Raw genomic sequence first — 15118 nt, 5'->3', positions numbered from 1 at the left:
GAGATCAGCCCAACCGCTCGACATACACCTTGATACGGCCGCCGCAGGACAGGCCGACCTGCCAGGCGGTTTCGTCGGCGACGCCGAATTCCAGCATCTTGGCTTTGCCGGAGTCGATGACGTCAATCGCCTCGCTCACCACGGCGCCCTCGACGCAGCCGCCCGAGACCGAGCCGTGGAAATTGCCTTCGGCGTCAATGACCAGATGGCTGCCGACAGGCCTCGGCGCCGAACCCCAGGTCTCGACCACGGTGGCAATGGCGACATCCTTGCCATCCTTCATCCAACCTTCCGCGATGATCAGCGGATCGCGGGCCTCATCGAGATAAAGACTGTCGTTCATGGTTGCTTCTCTCAGGGTCTGTTTTTCCAGGGAGCCGGGAAAACATATGGCTATGCGGCGTGCCTCGCGCCAGCTTCCATCCATCGTCGCGGATCAACGGACTGTGCCGACTTCTTGTCCAGCGACGCGCAGAGGTCGGTGAGCGCCTCGAGATTGTGTACCGAGCGGAATTCATCGACATGCGGCAGCATCGCCTTGACGCCGCGGGCGCGTGCCTGAAAACCGTCGAAGCGCAGCAACGGGTTCAACCAGATCAGCCGCCGGCAGGATTTGTGCAGCCGCTCCATCTCTTCGGAAAGGCCGGCGACATCGTCGCGCTCCAGCCCGTCGGTGATCAGAAGCACGACCGCACCCTGTCCCAGCACGCGCCGCGACCATATCAGGTTGAACTCGGCCAGTGTGTCGCCGATACGCGTGCCGCCGGACCAGTCCTTCACCGCCACCGAACAATCGGCAAGGGCGGCATCGGGGTCGCGGTGGCGCATCTGCCGGGTCAGATTGGTCAGCCGCGTGCCGAAGACGAAGGTGTGGACGCGGCGGCGTTTTTCCGTCAGCGCGTGCAGGAAATGCAGGAAGATGCGCGTGTACTGGCTCATCGAACCGGAAATGTCGGCCAGCACCACCAGCGGCGGGTGGACTTCGCGGGCCGAGCGGAATTTCGGCAGGATCAATTCACCGCCGGTGCGCGCGGCCGAGCGCATCATGGCACGCGGATCGATGCGGCGGCCATGCGCATCGGCTTTGAAGCGCCTGGTCCGCACCATGTCGAAAGGCAGCCGCAGCTCGGCGATCGCCTTCTTCGCGTCCGCCATTTCGGCTGCATTCATCTGGGCAAAATCCTTGCCGCGCAACACCTCGTTGCCGGAAAAGGTGAAGCGGGCATCGACCTCGATCTCAGGGACTTCCTGAGGTGGCTGGTTTTTCTGATGGCCTTCGAACATGGCTTGGCTGACGCGGTTTTCGGCCGCGCGTGGCTTCTGCTTCTCTTTGATGTCGGGCGCCACCGGCGAAAACATCGCCAGCAGTTTCTCGATCAGTTCGCGCGATTTCCAGAACAGCCGGAAAGCCTCGTCGAAGACCGGGTGATCCTCGTGCCTGGACACCAGCACTGCATGCAGCGTCCAGTAGAAATCGTCACGCGAGCCGATGCCTGCGGCCAGCACCGCCTCGATGGCATCCTTGACCGAGGCCGGCCCGACCCGCATGCCTGCCTTGCGCAAGGTGCGGGCGAAATAGACGATGTTGTCGGCGATGCGCCCGTCCGCCGTCGCCTCTTTGGGGTAAGCACCCGGCGCCTTCATCGCGTTACTCCGCCGCCGCGAGCTCGGCCTTGACCTCGTCGAGGATGCGCCGGCCCTCGCCCGTGCCGATGCGGGCAATGTCGTCCTGGTATTTCAACAGCACGCCGATCGTGTCGGAAACGGTCTCCGGATCGAGCGCCACCTTGTCGAGTTCGGTCAGCGCGCCGGCCCAATCTATGGTCTCGGCAACGCCCGGCACCTTGAACAATTCGATCTGGCGCAGTTTCTGGATGAAGGAGACCACCTCCGCCGAAAGCCGCTGATTGGCTCGCGGCACCTTGCGGCGCACGATCTCCAATTCGCGCTCGGCATTGGGATAATCGACCCAGTGATACAGGCAGCGCCGCTTCAACGCGTCATGGATCTCGCGGGTGCGGTTGGTGGTGATGACGACGATCGGCGGCTCTTCCGCCTTGATGGTGCCGAGTTCGGGCACCGTCACCTGGTAGTCGGAGAGGATTTCGAGCAGGAAGGCTTCGAAGGCTTCGTCGGTGCGGTCGAGTTCGTCGATCAGGAAGACCGGAGCCGCCCCTGTCTTGCCGGTCAGCGCATCGAGCACCGGGCGGCGGATCAGGTATTTTTCCGAGAAGACGTTGCGCTCCATCGCGGTGCGGTCGACCTTGCCGGCAGCCTCCTCCATGCGGATCTCGATCATCTGCGCGGCATAATTCCACTCGTAGACAGCAGACGAAACGTCGAGCCCTTCATAGCACTGCAGGCGGATCAGCCGGCGGCCAAGCGCCTGCGCCAACACCTTGGCGATCTCGGTCTTGCCGACACCGGCCTCTCCCTCGAGGAACAATGGCCGGTTCATACGCAGCGACAGGAAAAGCACGGTCGCCAGCGATCGGTCCGCCACATAATCCGCGCCGGTCAGGAGATCGAGCGTCTCGTCGATCGTCCGCGGTACGGGGCGCGGTTTCAGTTCGGTCATTCTTTCTCCGTGAACGCCGCCGCTCCGCTGTCCAGGACATGGTAGCCGCGGGCGTGATAGATCAGCGGCCGCAAATTATCGCCCATGCGCAGGCCTGTCACCTTGCCAAAAAGCACACGATGCGTGGCCAGATCCTTGGTGTCGAACAGTTCGCAGTCGAATACGGCCAGCGCCCCCTTCAGCGTCGGTGCGCCGGTGGAGATCACGTCCCATTCGCCGAGCGCGAAACGCTCCTCGACCGGCAGGCCGGTCATGCCGGAAAAGCCAACCGACAGCGGCTCCTGGTGCGAGGCCAGCGTGTTCAGGGCAAACCGCCCGTTTTTCACGAACAGCTCATTCTTGGCATTTTCGCGGTTGAGACACACCAAGATGGTCGGCGGCGTGTCCGACACCGAGCAGGCAGCGATCACCGTCGTGCCGCGCTTGCCGGCCGGCCCGTCGGTCGTGACCACATGGACGTGGCCGGCAAAATGGCTCATCGCGTCGCGATAGGCCTGTGGCCCAATGTCATTCTTCTTCAGCACCGGAAATTGTCCATAGCCAGAACCCTACCGCTATATATGGCCAGACATGACATGCCACAAGCGAAGTGCTTGGCCCATATCCCCGAATTCGCGTGTTGCACCAAGGCCGGGCAGCCTTTAGGTCTTGGCGGAATTGGCGCTCGCGCTGTTATCGCGGGCTTAGGAGGAACTCTTCTCAGAATGCGACCCGGGGCAACGATATCGGCCGCGCTGGCCTGGCTATTCCTGGCCGGCGCCGCCAGCGCTCAGACGCTGACGCTCGGCGTTGCTGCTCCGTTGTCGGGACCGTCGGCCATCCTCGGCAAGCAGATCGAGGCCGGTGCTGGGCTCGCGGCGCAAGCAAACGGCGTCGAACTCAAGACCGAGGATGATGCCTGCACCGCCGATGGCGGCGCTGCCGCGGCCAGGGCTTTTGCCGCGGCCAAGGTCAGTGTCGTGGTCGGCTTCCTTTGCACCGAAGCCATCGAGGCGGCGATGCCGATCCTCAAGGACGCCAATATCCCGGTCATCACCGTCGGCGTGCGCACCGAAAGCCTCACCGACCGCCGCGCCAAGACCGGCTGGCCGGTCTATCGCCTGGGGCCGCGCGGCGACGATGAGCGCAACGCCGTCGCCTCCACCCTCACCCGCCTGTGGCAGAAGGAGCTGTTCGCCATCATCGATGACGGCACCATCTATGGGCGCGAGATGGCGGAAACATTTCGCGCGGCGGCCGAGCAAGCGGCGCTGAAGCCGGTGTTCGTCGACACGTTCCGGCCGCAGCTCGACAACCAGATAGGGATGATCGGGCGGCTGAAGAAGGCCGGCGCCACGCACGTCTTTGCCGGCGGCGACGGTGACGACATCGCCATTATGGGCCGCGACGCCGCGCAGCTGCAGGCCGGCATCGTCTTTGCCGGCGGCGAAAATCTGCGCACGCCGCCCGGAGACGTGCCCTATGCGACGGGTACGCTGATGATCGCGCCGCCCGAATGGGCCGATGTCGCCGACGCAAAGGTGCTGGAAAGTTTCTCCGCGCGAAAGATCGTGCCGGACGGCTACACGCTGCCGGCCTATGCGGCGGTGGAGATAGCCAAGGCGGCATCGGCCTTGTCCCCAGGCAAGCCGCTGACCGAGGCGCTGAGCGGGCATGATTTCACCACGGCGATCGGGCCGGTCCGCTTCGATGCCAAGGGCGACCTCAGCCAGAGCCCCTACCGCGTCTTCCGCTTCGACGGCACGCGCTTCGTGCCTTTGGAAAGCAATTGATGTTCCGCACCGGTCCGCGCAATCTGATCACCGACGTTGCTGGCCTGCGCGTCGGCAATTCTTCCGACGCCCGGCTGAAATCCGGCGTGACGACTATCCTTTGCGACGAACCAGCGGTGGCCGGTGTCCAGATCCTGGGCGGCGCGCCAGGCACGCGCGAGACGGACCTGCTCGAACCGCACAATTCGATCGAGGCGATCCACGCCGTGGTGCTGTCCGGCGGTTCGGCCTTCGGCCTTGATGCCGCATCTGGCGTGCAGGCGGCACTGCGCGAGCGCGGCATCGGCTTCGAGGTGGGCGGATTTCGCGTGCCGATCGTGCCGGCGGCGATCCTGTTCGACCTGCGCAACGGTGGGAACAAGGAGTGGGGTCGTTATCCCCCATATCGCGACCTCGGTTATGAGGCAGCGCAATCCGCCGCCACCGATTTCCAGTTGGGCACGGTCGGCGCCGGCACCGGTGCGCTGACCGCCGGGCTGAAGGGCGGCCTGGGCTCCGCTTCGACGCTGCTGGACACTGGCGTCACCATCGGTGCGCTGGCCGCCGTCAATCCGACCGGATCGGTGACCGTCGGGCGCACCCGTCATTTCTGGGCGGCGCCCTTCGAAATCGGCGACGAATACGGCGGGCTCGGCTATCCCGCGCCCATGCCGGACGATGCGAAGGCGATCTTGCTGAAATACCGCGACAGGCAGGCAGACAGGCAGATGGAATCCGGCGGCAACACCACGATCGCCGTCATCGCAACGGATGCGGTTCTCAGCAAGGCCGCTGCGAAACGCCTGGCAATGTCGGCGCATGACGGCTTCGTGCGCGCCATCTGGCCGACGCACACGCCGGCCGACGGCGATCTTGTGTTCGCACTGGCGACGGGAACAAGCGGCATCCGGCTCGAGGCCGATGCGGCAATCGACCTTTATGCCGCAGCCGGCGCCACCATGGCGCGCGCCATCAGCCGCGGCGTGTTTGCCGCGACGCCGGCGGACAACGACCTGTTTCCCGTCTGGTCGTCGCGTTTGGGCTGAATCGATCGATCAGACCGGATCGGATTTTTCTTCCTCGAACGTCACCGCCACGTCGGAATTCGCTGACAGCCACACCTTCTTGCCATCGACTTCTGCAACCAGGGCCAGAGGAATGTAGTGGTGATGACCTTTGTGAGCGCCCTCGCCGCTGTCGGCCTTGGTCAGCTTGATGCGCTGGCCGTCGACCTTGTCGACAGTGCCAAGATGCACGCCATCGGCGCCCACGACTTCCATATGCTCACGAATTTTGCTGGTGTCGGTCATGGTGGTTCTCCATTGGGACTGCCGACAATAACAAATGACGAGCCGATTGGATGCATCGGCTTCGTCCTGCACGACGTTTTGATTTCGTCGTGCTAGGGATTGCAACGATCACGGCTGCGGGAGTGAAAAAGATGCGAATGCTTTTCCTGTTTGCCATCTCCCTGGCAGTACAGCTTTCAGCGTCTATCGCCGCTCGGGCCAGCGATGTAGCCGAGCTTGAAATCCTTGGCTTCAGCAAGGATGGCGGCGTGTTCGCCTTCGAGGAATACGGCGTCCAGGACGGGTCGGGCTTCCCCTATTCCAACCGCTATTACATCGACACGAGCACCGACAGCTTTCTCAAGGGCACGCCGATCAGGGTCCGGCTCGACGACGAGAACGCCAAGCTCGACGCGGCGCGCCTCCAGGCCCGGCAAAAGGGCGAGGCCATTGTCAGCCAGGCCGAGCTGAGCGCCAACCGCGGCATCACCGCCGGCTTCAACCCGGTGACCGAGCTTTCGGCCGATCCGCACCGCATGGCGGTCAATCCGCGCCCTATCTTCTCTCCGGTCGACCAACCGCTCGAGTTCCGGCTGGACGAGATCGGCATGAACAACACCGAAGGCTGCGACAGTCAGGGCGAGATCAATGGCTTCCGGCTGCTGCGCATCGAAGCGCAGGATGGCGGCACCACCAAATTGCTGCATGAGGACAAGTCTATCCCCAAAAGCCGCGGCTGCCCGAACGGCTACCGCATCGGTGCGGTCCAGACATTCTCCATGTATAGCCTCAGCGCCTATGCGGTGCTGATCGCGGTGCGCCAATATGGCTTCGAGGGTCCGGACTTCCGCTGGATCGCCGTGACCGGCCGCCTGTGACACCGTACGCCGCCACACTCAACGTGAACTACGTCCGCCGCGCCTTGCCAGGGTGGCGCGCGACGCTTTTCGGGTCGTTCTTGTGGGCCGCAACCATGGGCACGAGCGCGCTCATCAACCTGTTGCTGGATAATTGGGTGACTCCGGAGAAAATCCGCACCGTGTCGCTGCTGTTTGCGGGCGGCGGCGCGCTGGCCTTTCCGGTCGGCCTGTTCGCGGCACGGCTGGTCTCGCTCGGAAGGGGCCGGGAGGTCGCCTTCGCGGCGGCAATGGTGTGCCTTGTCGCCGCGACGATCGGGCTGACCGCCGGGTTCTATGCCTTGCAATACCGGTCCTACTATGCCGAATGGCATGCACCGGTCTTCACCCTCACCTGGGGGTTTCAGCTCGCCTTCACGATGGCGGTGGCGTCCTACCAGTTCATGGTGCTGGGCATCAGGCTCTATTTTCCGCTTGGGTTCATCGCCTTGTTTGCCGCCAGCCTCTGGTTTGCACAGCAGCGGCGTTGAGCATTTTGTCTGTCTCTGTTAGGAGGCGGGCTAACCTTGAGCGGTTCAGCGCTTGGTAGAACCGCCGACCCGCTCTAACTCCTTCTTTTTCGCAATTCCTGTGGGAAAACCGCTGCACACTTTTCCTGGAATTGCTCTAGACACATCAGGACTGACCGATGATCCCTCGCTATTCCCGGCCGGAAATGGTCGCCATCTGGTCGCCCGAAACCCGGTTTCGCATCTGGTTCGAAATCGAGGCCCATGCCTGCGACGCGCTGGCCGAACTCGGCGTCATCCCGAAGGAAGCGGCAAAGACCATCTGGGAAAAGGGCGGTGCCGCGAAATTCGACGTCGAGAAGATCGACGAGATCGAACGCGTCACCAAGCATGACGTCATCGCCTTCCTCACACATCTTGCCGAATTCGTCGGACCGGATGCGCGTTTCATCCACCAGGGCATGACGTCTTCGGATGTCCTGGACACCTGCTTTGCCGTCCAGCTTACCCGCGCCAGCGACATTCTGCTCGCCGACATTGACGGCCTGCTTGCCGCGCTCAAGCGCCGCGCCTTCGAACACAAGGACACCGTTACCATCGGCCGCAGCCACGGCATCCATGCCGAGCCGACAACCTTCGGCGTCAAGCTGGCGCAGGCCTATGCCGAATTCTCGCGCTGCCGCGAGCGGCTGGTGCACGCACGCGAAGACATCGCCACCTGCGCCATATCAGGGGCAGTCGGCACCTTCGCCAACATCGAACCCTATGTCGAGGAGCATGTCGCGGCAAAGCTAGGGCTGAAGCCGGAGCCGGTGTCGACGCAAGTGATCCCGCGCGACCGCCACGCCATGTTCTTTGCCACGCTCGGCGTCATCGCCTCGTCGATGGAGCGGCTGGCGACCGAGATCCGGCACCTGCAGCGCACCGAGGTGCTGGAAGCGGAAGAGTATTTTTCGCCGGGCCAGAAAGGCTCGTCGGCAATGCCGCACAAGCGCAATCCGGTGCTGACGGAAAACCTCACCGGCCTTGCCCGCATGGTGCGCTCCATGGCGCTGCCGGCGATGGAGGATGTGGCGCTCTGGCACGAGCGCGACATCTCGCACTCCTCTGTCGAGCGCATGATCGGGCCGGACGCCACGGTGACGCTGGATTTCGCGCTGTCACGCCTGACCGGCGTCGTCGACAAGCTGGTCGTCTATCCCGAGAACATGCTGAAGAACATGAACAAGTTCCGCGGCCTGGTGCATTCGCAGCGCGTCATGCTGGCGCTGACGCAGGCCGGCCTGTCGCGCGAGGACTCCTACCGGCTGGTGCAGCGCAACGCCATGAAGGTGTGGGAGCAAGGCGCTGATTTTCTTGAGGAACTTTTGGCCGACAAGGAAGTCACCGCCGCGCTCCCCGAGGCGGAAATTCGCGAAAAATTCGACCTGGGCTACCACACCAAGCACGTCGACACGATCTTCAGGCGGGTGTTTGGGGAGGCTTGAGAACCTAAACGCGCCAAAGAAAAAGGCCCGCCTTTCCGGCGGGCCTTTTCGTATCCGAACCTGCGAGGGACAAAGCCGATCACGCCTTTCCAGGAACGGTCCTGATCACCGTGCCCCAGGGATCCTCACGGGTCGTTTCGCCGGTCACATTGTCCGAACGCATCTCGACCCAGGCGAGGCCCGAGCGCGACGGGTCGCGACGGCCGGCGCCGGCGCTCTGCCAGGCATTGGCGCCGATGTGATGATGGTAATGGCCTGACGACAGGAACACTGCCTGACCGCCATATCTGGCCACCGTGTCGAAGCCGAATTCCTGGTTCCACCAGGCTTCCGCCTCTTCCGGCCTGCCGACACGCAGATGGACATGGCCGACAATGCTGTTTTCGGGCGCGCCTTGCCAGCCTGCATCGCCGGCCGGCACTTCGCCGACGACAGCCGGAATGTTGAGCCGTTCGGTCGCCATGGCGATCTTGTCGCCGTTCCATTTCCAGTCCTGCGGTCGACGGTCGGCATAGATCTCGATGCCGTTGCCTTCGGGGTCGGTCAGGTAGAGCGCTTCGCTGACCAGATGGTCGGACGCACCCTCGATGGCGATCTTGTCTGATATGGCGTGGTTGATCCAGCGGCCGAGATCGGCACGGCTGGGCAGCAGGAAGGCCGTGTGGAACAGGCCGGCGCTGCGCGGATCGTCCGGTTTGGCGGAAGCATCCGGCTCAAGGACCAGCAACGGACGGCTGCCGGCGCCGAGCGTGATCGCGCCATCGGCACGGCTCAATTCCTGCAGGCCGACAACCCTGCGGTAATAGGCGGCGAGGCTTTCGGCATCGCGCGCCTTCAGCCCGACGCGGGCAACGCTCACCGGCGTGGTGGCGGCAAATGGCAGTTCGCTCATCGTAATCTCCATTGCGGCAACGCTTGATGAAGCTCCCAATGCCAGGAGCCCGGCGCCGCCGATCATTGTACGTCGTGTCAGCGCCAAAATCCCGGTCCTCCACGGCTGTTTCTCTCCCAACGGCAGATCGTCGATCGCGATCGTTCACACAAGACGGCGAAAAGCGAACATGGTGTTCACCATTACGAGCAGGAACGCGTCCATCAACGGTTGCATGAGGCAATCGCGCTCGCTATCTCAGCGCCATGAAAGTCAAAGATGCAGATATCCTGATCGTTCCGGGCTACACCAATTCCGGACCCGAGCATTGGCAAACCCGCTGGCAATCGAAACTGTCGACGGCGCGTCGCGTCGAGCAGGCAGAGTGGTCGAAGCCGGTGCGCGAGGACTGGACGGCGAGCGTGGCCAAAGCGGTCAACGAGGCTGAGAAGCCGGTGGTCATCGTCGCACATTCGTTAGGGGTGGCTGCGGCCGTGCAGGCCATCCCGCAATTCGTCAAACCGGTCGCCGGCGCCTTCTTCGTGGCGCCGCCCGATGTCGCCAACCCAGGGATCAAGCCGAAGCACCTGATGACCTTCGGCCCCTACCCGCGCGAGCCGCTGCCTTTTCCGTCGATCGTGATCGCCAGCCGCAACGACCCGTTCTGTGCCTTCGATGTCGCCGAGGACATAGCCGGCGCCTGGGGTTCGCTGTTCATCGATGCCGGCGAGACCGGCCATCTCAACCAGGATTTCGGCTTCGGCCCTTGGCCCGAAGGCTCGATGACCTTCGCCAAGTTCCTGACGGATCTGTGATTCAGACCCAAAGTCGACGCACAGAGTCCCCGAAGAAACCCCCGAGCTCCAATAAACAATAATTTAAGGTGGCTCGCGATACTTCTTATACGCGGCGAACTCTGTTCACCGCGTATATGCGATATTGCTCAATAACAATTCTTCACGCTCAAAAGAAGGTAAGCGCTTGCGCAAGGACGCTTCACTCGAATTTTTGAGGGGTGCTGCAGCGCTGGTCGTTTTGAATGGGCATATTTTGCGTGCTTTCGCCCCGTCGGCGGCGGGCGGAGACGGAGACAACGCCGCGCAATCCCTCAAGACAAGTCTGGCTTTCATCGCCTTCAATGGCGGCTCTGCCGTCTACTTGTTTTTCGTCCTCTCTTCCTATGTGCTTGTGAAGCGCTATTTCCAGTCCCGCGAAGCGCAAGATCTGCTGCTGGGTGCGATTAAGCGTTTGCCTCGTCTGGCGGCACCAGTGCTTGTCACGGTTCTGGCATCCTGTTTCATCTTCAAGCTCGATCTGTATTTCTTCAAGAATGCCGCTGCGGTCACCCAATCCGAGTGGCTGAGCAGATTCGGCAATGCTTCAAGGGTGCTCTCGCCGGAGACAGCGAGTTTCGCCGATGCGTTCCAGCAAGGAGCCTGGCGGACGTTTATCTACGGCGACAAATATTATGACAGCAGCCTGTGGACCATGACGGTCGAGTTCTGGGGGAGCATGTTGACTTTCGCCCTCGCCCCCATCGTCTTTTTCCTCCTGGGCCGCTGGACGCTGCTTTCCTGGTTCTGCATAGCAACAGGCGTGTTCCTGGCACTGCAAGTCAGCTTCTTCTTTTGTGCCTTTCCGGCCACCCTCATGCTCTATCCGCTTCTCGCCATGGGTTTGCGCCCGAATCGCTGGGTAAGAGGCGCCATGGTGATCGTTTCCCTTGCGCTGCTGGGCTATGCGGGGAGTGCTGTCGGCATATACCGGCCCTTTGCGCTGCTTGAGACCGCGGTTTCTGATGATGTCGGCCTGAGGCAAGCCTGCGTGGCCATCCCGGCAAGCATCATGTTGGTCTACGCTATGCTAAGTGTGGACGAGCCTCCAGCATGGCTCTCGAGCAAGGCGGCACGTTTCCTGGGCGACCTGTCTTTCCCGCTCTACCTCGTGCATCTCCCCGTTATCTGCTCACTGGCATCATGGGTTCTGTTGGTCAGCGGTTCCACCGCACTTGGTGCCGCCGCCGCCATGCTGGGTTCGATCCTCGCGGCGTTGCCGCTCGTGATCTTCAACAACTGGTGGGTCCAGGTGCTCGGCGCCCTGTTCAACAGGTTCAGGCGCGGCGGCCCTATCGCCGCGGCGCCTGCTGCAGCGAGCGCCTGACCGCCCGGCGCCGCGACGGCAGCTCGTCCGGTTCGGGTTCAGGCTCCGATCGAATCCTTGATATCTTTCAACAGTGTCTTTGCCCCCAATGAAATCAACGCATGCTCGGACCCGGTGGCGAGCAGGCGATAGCCCATCGAGACGACACGGCCGGCAATTGCTGGTTCGACGACATAGATCGCGGCATGTTTTCCGGCCTTGCGGGTGCGCTCGGCCACCGCCGCCACCGTCTCCATCATGCTCTCCAGCGTCGAACTGACTGTGGCGCCATTGGTCCAGGCAATCGAGAAATCCGACGGCCCGAGGAAGATGCCGTCAATGCCGGGCGTGTCGAGAATGCCGTCGAGCGCGTCGAGCGCGGCGCGCGTCTCGACCATGGCAAAGGCCATGGTGCGCTGATTGGTGTCGCGCAGCCATTCGGCATAGTCGCCCTTGCCGTGGCGCGGAAAGGCGTAGGTGGGTCCCCACGAGCGCTCGCCGAGCGGTGGATATTTCATTGCCGCGGCGAACAGTCTTGCATCGGCCACCGAATTCACCATCGGCGCGATCACCGCCTCGGCGCCGAAATCGAGCGCCCGGCTTGCCATGTCGAAACGGCCGACGGGGATGCGCACCAGCGCCGGCTTGTTTGCGGCAAGCACGGGCATAAGACCGCGCAGCACGCTGTCCTCGTGATGACCGCCATGCTGCATGTCGAGCGTGATGGCATCGAAGCCCTGTTTGGCGAGGATCTCGACGGTCAGGGCGTCCGGCACTCCGGACCAGGCGGTGACCAGCGTTTCATCGGCAGCAAGGCGGGACTTCAGGGACATCTAATCTCTTTCCTCGTTAATGTCGGCAGTTTCAGCCGGAAACCACGGCGAAGGCAAAGAAAAACCGCCCGGCTTGGCCGGGCGGTCGATTGGTCCAGTCAGTCCTTTGCCGCAGGTTCCGTCGCAAAACCGGGACATTTTTGCGAAACCTGCGTCTTCCCGGATCAGGTGTTCTTGATCTGCTCGATCGCCTGCGCCATCAGTTCGTCCATGGTGCGGCGGATCTGATGGTCAGACTGCTCGACACCGGCGGCATCGAAATCCTTGCGGATCTTGCGGAACACGTCGTGATCGCCGGCTTCCTCGATGTCGGAAACAACGACTTCCTTGGCATAAGCATCGGCGTCGGCACCCGACTTTCCGAGCTTTTCGGCGGCCCACAGGCCGAGCGCCTTGTTGCGGCGCGCCGACGCCTTGAAACGAAGCTCTTCGTCGAATGCAAATTTGCGCTCGAAGCCTTCTTCGCGATCTTTCATGCTGCTCATGGCGTCCCTCCGGGTCAAATCCGATTCGTTGGCAAGAGATATGTGTGTTGCCAAAGCACAAACCAAAAGGTCGCGAGCCGGTCAATACGCTTCGTCATATGCTGCGCTGCGGCATTTCAGTCCCGAAAGCGGTTGATTGGACGGATTTGCCGATTGAGCAAACGTTGTGATTGGGATAGACCCGGCATTGAACCCAACCGTCGCCGCACTAATATAGGCAGACGGACAGGAACTGGTCGCTTGCCGCCTGCCCGCAAATCCAGAGAAAAAATCAGATGAAAAATCGCCGCCGCATTTATGAAGGCAAGGCCAAGATCCTCTATGAGGGCCCGGAGCCGGGTACGCTCATCCAGTTCTTCAAGGATGATGCGACCGCTTTCAACAAGAAGAAACACGAGGTCGTCGACGGCAAGGGCGTGCTCAACAACCGCATTTCCGAGCACATCTTCAACCACTTGAACCGCATGGGCATCCCGACCCACTTCATCCGCAGGCTCAACATGCGCGAGCAGCTGATCAAGGAAGTCGAGATCATTCCGCTCGAAGTGGTGGTGCGCAACGTCGCCGCCGGCTCGCTGTCCAAGCGCCTCGGCATCGAGGAAGGCACCGTCCTGCCGCGCTCGATCATCGAATTCTACTACAAGGCCGACGCGCTCGACGATCCGATGGTGTCGGAAGAGCACATCACCGCCTTCGGCTGGGCAAGTCCGCAGGAAATCGACGACGTGATGGCGCTCGCCATCCGCGTCAACGATTTCCTCTCCGGCCTGTTCATGGGCGTCGGCATCCAGCTCGTCGACTTCAAGATCGAATGCGGCCGCCTGTTCGAGGGCGACATGATGCGCATCGTCGTCGCCGACGAGATTTCGCCGGAACTCTGCCGCCTGTGGGACGTGGCGACGCAAGACAAGCTCGACAAGGACCGTTTCCGCCGCGACATGGGGGGCCTCGTCGAGGCCTACCAGGAAGTCGCCCGCCGCCTCGGCATCATGAACGAGAACGAGCCGCCGCGCCCGACCGGCCCGGTGCTTGTCGCTTCGACCGACGTCGTCAAAGGCAAGCCGCACTGATAGCGGCTTGCGATCCGATACTTAGAACAGGAGCATGTCCAGCGTGATCAAGGCCCGCATTACCGTCACCCTCAAGAACGGCGTCCTCGACCCGCAAGGCAAGGCGATCGAACACGCACTGTCCGGTCTGGGCTTCGGCGGCGTCGGCGCGGTGCGGCAGGGCAAGGTGTTCGACGTCGAACTGGCGGAAAGCGACAAGGCCAAGGCCGAGGCCGATCTGAAAGCCATGTGCGACAAGCTGCTGGCGAATACGGTGATCGAGAACTATAGTGTGGCCATAACCTGAGGTTGTGCCGGAGCCACTATGCCGGAAGTTACGAATGAGCTGATGTTCGAGCTTCTGAAGTGCGTTCATCACGAGATTGCTGAGCTTCGTCAGGATGTTTCTGAAACGAAACGGGAATTGAATGTGATGCGGGGTCACATGGTGGCGACGCAAAGCGATATCCACAACATCTACGGAATTCTCGCCCGTCAGGATGATCGACTCGAACGTATTGACCGCCGTCTCGACCTGCGCGAACTTGCCGAAGCTCAAAGGCCTTTTGAACCAAAATGAAATCAGCCGTCGTCCTCCTGCCTGGCCTCAATCGCGACCGCGACATGATCGCGGCACTGACCAAGATTTCAGGAAAACCGCCGGTTACCGTCTGGCAGACCGACACTGAAATCCCTGACGTCGACCTGATCGCCATCCCAGGCGGCTTCTCCTTCGGCGACTATCTGCGCTGCGGCGCGATCGCAGCGCGCATGCCGGTCATGCGGGCCGTCGCCGAAAAGGCGGCCAAGGGCGTCGCAGTCGTCGGCGTCTGCAACGGCTTTCAGATCCTGGTCGAGGCCGGCCTGCTGCCGGGGGCGCTCATGCGCAACACCTCGCTGAAATTCGTCTGCCGGCAGGTCAAGCTCGAGGTCACCAACGCCAACACCATGTTCACCCGCCGTTACCAGCCGGGCCAGATCATCCGCTCGCCGGTGGCGCATCATGACGGCAATTACTTCGCCGATGCCGAAACCCTTGCCCGCCTCGAAGGCGAAGGCCAGGTGGTGTTCCGCTATGCCGAGGGCACCAATCCCAATGGCTCGATCAACGACATTGCCGGCATCATCAGCGAACAAGGCAATGTGCTCGGCCTGATGCCGCATCCGGAAAACCTGATCGAGGCCGCCCATGGCGGCAGCGACGGCCGGGCGCTGTTCGAAGGCGCGCTCGGTATCGCCGCTTGACGATCTCAGCCGCGAATGCGGCAAG

19 protein-coding genes are annotated in these 15118 nt (G+C 62.3%); 11 read left to right on the top strand and 8 right to left on the bottom strand.

Annotated features, from left to right (window positions below; all coding sequences use genetic code 11):
• Nucleotides 1–4: 4 nt before the first annotated feature.
• The 4 genes from ACLGL5_RS21730 to ACLGL5_RS21715 are packed head-to-tail and all read right to left on the bottom strand — an operon-like array spanning nucleotide 5 to nucleotide 3102.
• Entirely contained in the window at nucleotides 5–343 is a 339-nt protein-coding gene (locus tag ACLGL5_RS21730; protein WP_027046774.1) for an XdhC family protein, read from the bottom strand.
• A 50-nt stretch (nucleotides 344–393) separates the two neighbouring features.
• Nucleotides 394–1644 (bottom strand): vWA domain-containing protein, encoded by a 1251-nt coding sequence (locus ACLGL5_RS21725; RefSeq protein WP_064982767.1) that lies wholly within the window; start codon nucleotides 1642–1644, stop codon nucleotides 394–396.
• Nucleotides 1645–1648: 4 nt separating this feature from the next.
• Nucleotides 1649–2578, bottom strand: a complete 930-nt coding sequence (locus tag ACLGL5_RS21720) for an AAA family ATPase (RefSeq protein WP_069091997.1) — start codon at nucleotides 2576–2578, stop codon at nucleotides 1649–1651.
• Nucleotides 2575–3102 carry a flavin reductase gene (locus tag ACLGL5_RS21715; protein ID WP_019857800.1) on the bottom strand — a complete coding sequence of 176 codons (528 nt, stop codon included), beginning with the start codon at nucleotides 3100–3102 and terminating at the stop codon, nucleotides 2575–2577. Before ACLGL5_RS21715 ends, ACLGL5_RS21720 begins: the two co-directional genes overlap by 4 nt.
• A 180-nt stretch (nucleotides 3103–3282) precedes the next feature.
• Here ACLGL5_RS21715 and ACLGL5_RS21710 point away from each other — a divergent pair, with 180 nt between their 5' ends.
• Nucleotides 3283–4350, top strand: coding sequence for a branched-chain amino acid ABC transporter substrate-binding protein (locus tag ACLGL5_RS21710; protein WP_069091996.1), 1068 nt, complete (start codon nucleotides 3283–3285; stop codon nucleotides 4348–4350).
• Complete coding sequence (locus ACLGL5_RS21705; RefSeq protein ID WP_069091995.1) at nucleotides 4350–5375, top strand: P1 family peptidase; 1026 nt, start codon at nucleotides 4350–4352, stop codon at nucleotides 5373–5375. Before ACLGL5_RS21710 ends, ACLGL5_RS21705 begins: the two co-directional genes overlap by 1 nt.
• A 9-nt stretch (nucleotides 5376–5384) precedes the next feature.
• Here ACLGL5_RS21705 and ACLGL5_RS21700 read toward each other — a convergent pair whose 3' ends face one another.
• Complete coding sequence (locus ACLGL5_RS21700; protein ID WP_010909112.1) at nucleotides 5385–5639, bottom strand: DUF2171 domain-containing protein; 255 nt, start codon at nucleotides 5637–5639, stop codon at nucleotides 5385–5387.
• Between the two features lie 131 nt (nucleotides 5640–5770).
• On the opposite strand from ACLGL5_RS21700, the gene ACLGL5_RS21695 reads away from it, so the two are divergent.
• The 3 genes from ACLGL5_RS21695 (at nucleotide 5771) to purB (ending at nucleotide 8471) form a co-directional block, all read left to right on the top strand.
• Complete coding sequence (locus ACLGL5_RS21695) at nucleotides 5771–6496, top strand: DUF2259 domain-containing protein (protein WP_069091994.1); 726 nt, start codon at nucleotides 5771–5773, stop codon at nucleotides 6494–6496.
• Nucleotides 6493–7005: a hypothetical protein gene (locus ACLGL5_RS21690; RefSeq protein WP_038646439.1), complete on the top strand. Its 513-nt coding sequence runs from the start codon at nucleotides 6493–6495 to the stop codon at nucleotides 7003–7005. Before ACLGL5_RS21695 ends, ACLGL5_RS21690 begins: the two co-directional genes overlap by 4 nt.
• A 158-nt stretch (nucleotides 7006–7163) precedes the next feature.
• Nucleotides 7164–8471 (top strand): adenylosuccinate lyase, encoded by a 1308-nt coding sequence (purB, locus tag ACLGL5_RS21685; protein ID WP_019857795.1) that lies wholly within the window; start codon nucleotides 7164–7166, stop codon nucleotides 8469–8471.
• Between the two features lie 79 nt (nucleotides 8472–8550).
• Here purB and ACLGL5_RS21680 read toward each other — a convergent pair whose 3' ends face one another.
• The gene (locus ACLGL5_RS21680; RefSeq protein ID WP_027046773.1) at nucleotides 8551–9363 is read right to left on the bottom strand and encodes a VOC family protein; all 813 of its coding nucleotides are present in this window, start codon (nucleotides 9361–9363) and stop codon (nucleotides 8551–8553) included.
• Nucleotides 9364–9608: 245 nt separating this feature from the next.
• On the opposite strand from ACLGL5_RS21680, the gene ACLGL5_RS21675 reads away from it, so the two are divergent.
• Both ACLGL5_RS21675 and ACLGL5_RS21670 read left to right on the top strand, forming a co-directional pair.
• Nucleotides 9609–10157, top strand: coding sequence for an RBBP9/YdeN family alpha/beta hydrolase (locus ACLGL5_RS21675; protein WP_494372764.1), 549 nt, complete (start codon nucleotides 9609–9611; stop codon nucleotides 10155–10157).
• Nucleotides 10158–10323: 166 nt separating this feature from the next.
• On the top strand, nucleotides 10324–11502 hold the full coding sequence (locus ACLGL5_RS21670; protein WP_069091993.1) for an acyltransferase family protein: 1179 nt from the start codon (nucleotides 10324–10326) through the stop codon (nucleotides 11500–11502).
• Between the two features lie 38 nt (nucleotides 11503–11540).
• Here ACLGL5_RS21670 and ACLGL5_RS21665 read toward each other — a convergent pair whose 3' ends face one another.
• The gene (locus ACLGL5_RS21665) at nucleotides 11541–12314 is read right to left on the bottom strand and encodes an HpcH/HpaI aldolase family protein (protein WP_019857791.1); all 774 of its coding nucleotides are present in this window, start codon (nucleotides 12312–12314) and stop codon (nucleotides 11541–11543) included.
• Nucleotides 12315–12478: 164 nt separating this feature from the next.
• On the bottom strand, nucleotides 12479–12799 hold the full coding sequence (locus tag ACLGL5_RS21660; RefSeq protein ID WP_010909104.1) for a DUF1476 domain-containing protein: 321 nt from the start codon (nucleotides 12797–12799) through the stop codon (nucleotides 12479–12481).
• 275 nt (nucleotides 12800–13074) lie between these two features.
• Here ACLGL5_RS21660 and purC point away from each other — a divergent pair, with 275 nt between their 5' ends.
• From purC to purQ, 4 genes are read left to right on the top strand one after another with little or no spacing between them, the layout of a single operon-like run.
• On the top strand, nucleotides 13075–13869 hold the full coding sequence (gene purC / locus ACLGL5_RS21655; RefSeq protein ID WP_494372763.1) for a phosphoribosylaminoimidazolesuccinocarboxamide synthase: 795 nt from the start codon (nucleotides 13075–13077) through the stop codon (nucleotides 13867–13869).
• A gap of 43 nt (nucleotides 13870–13912) precedes the next feature.
• Complete coding sequence (gene purS, locus ACLGL5_RS21650) at nucleotides 13913–14155, top strand: phosphoribosylformylglycinamidine synthase subunit PurS (protein WP_023759521.1); 243 nt, start codon at nucleotides 13913–13915, stop codon at nucleotides 14153–14155.
• Nucleotides 14156–14173: 18 nt separating this feature from the next.
• Nucleotides 14174–14428 (top strand): hypothetical protein, encoded by a 255-nt coding sequence (locus ACLGL5_RS21645; protein ID WP_038646196.1) that lies wholly within the window; start codon nucleotides 14174–14176, stop codon nucleotides 14426–14428.
• The gene (gene purQ, locus ACLGL5_RS21640) at nucleotides 14425–15093 is read left to right on the top strand and encodes a phosphoribosylformylglycinamidine synthase subunit PurQ (RefSeq protein ID WP_019857788.1); all 669 of its coding nucleotides are present in this window, start codon (nucleotides 14425–14427) and stop codon (nucleotides 15091–15093) included. Before ACLGL5_RS21645 ends, purQ begins: the two co-directional genes overlap by 4 nt.
• Nucleotides 15094–15118 lie beyond the last annotated feature (25 nt).

Source organism: Mesorhizobium sp. U510, assembly GCF_059180695.1.
Note: the sequence above shows the minus strand (reverse complement) of the source record. Positions and strands in the feature narration are given on the sequence as shown.

What these genes read in the sequence shown, in the direction of transcription:
- ACLGL5_RS21730 (WP_027046774.1), bottom strand. Translation starts at nt 343, where the DNA reads ATGAACGACAGTCTTTATCTCGATGAGGCCCGCGATCCGCTGATCATC.
- ACLGL5_RS21725 (WP_064982767.1), bottom strand. Translation starts at nt 1,644, where the DNA reads ATGAAGGCGCCGGGTGCTTACCCCAAAGAGGCGACGGCGGACGGGCGC.
- ACLGL5_RS21720 (WP_069091997.1), bottom strand. Translation starts at nt 2,578, where the DNA reads ATGACCGAACTGAAACCGCGCCCCGTACCGCGGACGATCGACGAGACG.
- ACLGL5_RS21710 (WP_069091996.1), top strand. Translation starts at nt 3,283, where the DNA reads ATGCGACCCGGGGCAACGATATCGGCCGCGCTGGCCTGGCTATTCCTG.
- ACLGL5_RS21705 (WP_069091995.1), top strand. Translation starts at nt 4,350, where the DNA reads ATGTTCCGCACCGGTCCGCGCAATCTGATCACCGACGTTGCTGGCCTG.
- ACLGL5_RS21700 (WP_010909112.1), bottom strand. Translation starts at nt 5,639, where the DNA reads ATGACCGACACCAGCAAAATTCGTGAGCATATGGAAGTCGTGGGCGCC.
- ACLGL5_RS21695 (WP_069091994.1), top strand. Translation starts at nt 5,771, where the DNA reads ATGCGAATGCTTTTCCTGTTTGCCATCTCCCTGGCAGTACAGCTTTCA.
- purB (WP_019857795.1), top strand. Translation starts at nt 7,164, where the DNA reads ATGATCCCTCGCTATTCCCGGCCGGAAATGGTCGCCATCTGGTCGCCC.
- ACLGL5_RS21680 (WP_027046773.1), bottom strand. Translation starts at nt 9,363, where the DNA reads ATGAGCGAACTGCCATTTGCCGCCACCACGCCGGTGAGCGTTGCCCGC.
- ACLGL5_RS21675 (WP_494372764.1), top strand. Translation starts at nt 9,609, where the DNA reads ATGAAAGTCAAAGATGCAGATATCCTGATCGTTCCGGGCTACACCAAT.
- ACLGL5_RS21665 (WP_019857791.1), bottom strand. Translation starts at nt 12,314, where the DNA reads ATGTCCCTGAAGTCCCGCCTTGCTGCCGATGAAACGCTGGTCACCGCC.
- ACLGL5_RS21660 (WP_010909104.1), bottom strand. Translation starts at nt 12,799, where the DNA reads ATGAGCAGCATGAAAGATCGCGAAGAAGGCTTCGAGCGCAAATTTGCA.
- purC (WP_494372763.1), top strand. Translation starts at nt 13,075, where the DNA reads ATGAAAAATCGCCGCCGCATTTATGAAGGCAAGGCCAAGATCCTCTAT.
- ACLGL5_RS21645 (WP_038646196.1), top strand. Translation starts at nt 14,174, where the DNA reads ATGCCGGAAGTTACGAATGAGCTGATGTTCGAGCTTCTGAAGTGCGTT.
- purQ (WP_019857788.1), top strand. Translation starts at nt 14,425, where the DNA reads ATGAAATCAGCCGTCGTCCTCCTGCCTGGCCTCAATCGCGACCGCGAC.